General features: G+C 72.1%; 4 protein-coding genes. 2 read left to right on the forward strand and 2 right to left on the reverse strand.

Annotation, left to right across the window (positions count from 1 at the left end; genetic code table 11):
- Positions 1-2 precede the first annotated feature (2 nt).
- Entirely contained in the window at positions 3-1358 is a 1356-nt protein-coding gene (gene gdhA / locus ACWGIU_RS30635; protein ID WP_453711248.1) for an NADP-specific glutamate dehydrogenase, read from the reverse strand.
- A 242-nt stretch (positions 1359-1600) separates the two neighbouring features.
- Positions 1601-1774 carry a hypothetical protein gene (locus ACWGIU_RS30640; protein ID WP_453711250.1) on the reverse strand — a complete coding sequence of 58 codons (174 nt, stop codon included), beginning with the start codon at positions 1772-1774 and terminating at the stop codon, positions 1601-1603.
- Positions 1775-2026: 252 nt separating this feature from the next.
- On the opposite strand from ACWGIU_RS30640, the gene ACWGIU_RS30645 reads away from it, so the two are divergent.
- Positions 2027-2278 carry an EF-hand domain-containing protein gene (locus ACWGIU_RS30645; protein ID WP_453711252.1) on the forward strand — a complete coding sequence of 84 codons (252 nt, stop codon included), beginning with the start codon at positions 2027-2029 and terminating at the stop codon, positions 2276-2278.
- 163 nt (positions 2279-2441) lie between these two features.
- The coding region (locus ACWGIU_RS30650; protein ID WP_453711254.1) for a serine/threonine-protein kinase at positions 2442-3095 on the forward strand (654 nt) is incomplete at its 3' end.

A 3095-nucleotide genomic window follows, 5' to 3' on the forward strand; every position in this document is an offset into this window, starting at 1 on the left:
GATCAGATGACGCCCTGCGCCAGCATCGCGTCCGCGACCCGCTCGAAGCCGGCGATGTTCGCGCCGGTGACGTAGTCGCCCGGGGTCCCGTAGCGCTCGGCGGTCTCGTGGGCGACGGCGTGGATCGAGCGCATGATGCCCGCGAGCTCCTCCTCGACCCGCTGCGCACTCCAGGCCACCCGGCCGGCGTTCTGGCTCATTTCGAGGGCGCTGACCGCCACCCCGCCCGCGTTGGCAGCCTTGCCGGGCCCGAACGCGACCCCGGCCTTCTGCAGGATCCGTACGGCCTCCGGGGTGGTCGGCATGTTGGCGCCCTCGGAGACCGCCTTGACTCCGCCCGCGACGAGCGTACGGGCGTCCTGCGCGTCCAGTTCGTTCTGTGTGGCCGAGGGGAAGGCGATGTCCGCCGGCACCTCCCAGACCCGCCTACCGGGCACGAACCGCGCCGAGGATCCGCGCCGCGCCACGTACTCGCTCACGCGGCCCCGCTCGACCTCCTTGACCTGCTTGAGCAGCGCGAGGTCGATGCCCTTGTCGTCGACGACGTAGCCCTGGGAGTCCGAACAGGTCAGCGGGTTCGCGCCGAGGTGCTGCAGCTTCTCGATCGTGTACAGCGCGACGTTGCCCGATCCGGAGACCACCGCGGTCAGCCCGTCCAGCGACTCGCCGCGGACCGCCAGCATCTCGGCGGCGAACAGCACACTGCCGTAGCCGGTCGCCTGCGGCCGGATCGCGGAGCCGCCCCAGCCCTGTCCCTTCCCGGTCAGGACCCCGGCCTCCCAGCGGTTGGTGATGCGCCGGTACTGGCCGAAGAGGTAGCCGATCTCGCGGCCGCCGACCCCGATGTCCCCGGCGGGCACGTCGGTGTGCTCTCCGATGTGCCGGTGCAGCTCGGTCATGAAGGACTGGCAGAACCGCATGACCTCGGCGTCCGACCGGCCGTGCGGGTCGAAGTCGCTGCCGCCCTTGCCGCCGCCGATCCCGAGGCCGGTCAGGGCGTTCTTGAAGATCTGCTCGAAGCCGAGGAACTTCACCACGCCGAGGTCCACCGACGGGTGGAAGCGCAAGCCCCCCTTGTACGGGCCGAGCGCACTGTTGAACTCGACGCGGTATCCGCGGTTGACGTGGACCCGGCCCCGGTCGTCCTGCCACGGGACGCGGAAGAGGATCTGCCGCTCGGGCTCGGTGAGCCGCTCCACGAGGGCCACGGCCGGGTCGGCGTACTCGGGCCGGGCGGTGAAGACGGGGGCCAGGGTCTCGAGGACCTCCCGTACCGCCTGATGGAACTCGGGCTGCGCGGGATTGCGGCGCTCGATCTCGGCCCGCAGTGCTTCCAGCCTGTCCTTCGAGTCCTTCACGTGTGTCCCTCCAGGGAGTGCGCGGGTGCGCAGACGACGGCAGGTCCATGGTGTCCGCGGGGCCGTGCGTAGCGGACGGTTCCGAGTGCGGCGCGCGCTCCGATCGCTCGCTTTCGGAAAGGTTTTTCCGTAGCCCGACCCTCTGTGGAGGCTATCGCGCACGGCGCTGATCTGGGCAAGGCTTCTACCCTGCGGACAAAAAAGCGTCCGACACGCCGGGGTGTGCCGGATCGGGTCGGGTGTCAGCCGGAACCGCTCACGAGCCAGTTGGGAGCCGGGGCAGCCTCGGGCCCCGTACCCGGAGCGCCGGATTCGGGTACGTACATCAGCCCCTCGGCCCGGCGCGCGCGGCCGTAGAGCGGTTGGGGGTCGCGGTACAGCTCGTCACGCCGCGCCTGGGCGTCGTGCCACCTCACGACCGCAGGACCTGTACGTCACCTGGTGACACGGGGGCCGACTCGTTCGAGCGACTGGTCGCTCCCGTGGCCGGGTTCGCCGGTCCTTTCCGCGGCGCGCGGCGCGGCCTGGTCGGCCCGCGCCGGGCGTGAGCACGCCCGGAGTGGCGAATCCGACGCCCGGTGGGGCAACCTCGCAGGGTTCTACGACGTCCTCCCGTGCACGACGCGCCGCCCGGGAGGCGGTGCGTGTACCTCTGAGAGGACCACGTGATGAGCGAGAAGGCCCGGCGCCTCTTCGATGCCCTCGACCTCGACCAGGACGGCACGCTGACCCGTGCCGAGGTCATCGGTGCCCTGCGCTCCAAGGGTCCGACCCTCGCGGCGCGGGGAGCGATCCCCTTCTGGGGCGTCGGGGGCACCGACGACTCCTCGGCGCTCTTCGACGCGGCCGACCAGAACGGCGACCGCGTGCTGACCTTCGATGAGTTCGCGGCCGTGGTCAACCGCCGCTTCGGCTGGTAGCGGCGGAGCCGCCCCGCCCCCTGGCCGCCTGAGCTGCCAACTCCCGGAGAGGGGGCGGCGGTCCGACGGCTCGGGGCGGGGACCGTCCGGGCATTGGGTACGCTCTCGGTTGACTTCGGGGCGCCGGCAGGTGCTGGATCGCCGCAATCAGAGATGGGTCCCCATGGGTAGTGCACCTCCCGCCGACTTCTTCCAGCCGCTCAGGGCGGACGACCCTGCCGTCGTGGGCGGCTACCGCCTGGCGGCCGTGCTGGGCGCGGGCGGCATGGGCAAGGTCTACCTCTCCTACACTCCGGGCGGCCGGCCCATCGCCATCAAGGTGATCCGGCCCGAGTTCAGCGAGGACCCCGAGTTCCGGCGGCGCTTCCAGCAGGAGGTGCGGGCCGCGGAGCGGGTCCAGGGGCTCTACACCGCACCGGTCATCGACTCGGACACCGAAGGCGCCCAGCCCTGGCTGGCCACGGCCTACGTGCCCGGCCCCTCGCTCGCCCACGCCGTGGCCCGGCATGGGGCGCTGCCGGTGCGCAGCGTGCTGCTGCTGACCGTCGGGGTCGCCGAGGCGCTGAACGTCATCCATGGGGCGGGCATCGTCCACCGGGACCTGAAGCCCGCCAACGTGCTGCTCGCCTCCGACGGCCCGCGCGTCATCGACTTCGGCATCGCCCGGGCCGCCGACTCCACCGCCCTGACCAGCACCGGCGTCAGCGTCGGCACCCCGGCCTTCATGGCGCCCGAACAGGCCTCGGCCGGCACGGTCACCCCGGCCACGGACGTCTTCGCCCTCGGGCAGATCGCGGCCTTCACCGCGATCGGGGCG

It is taken from the genome of Streptomyces sp. NPDC054840, from assembly GCF_053611065.1.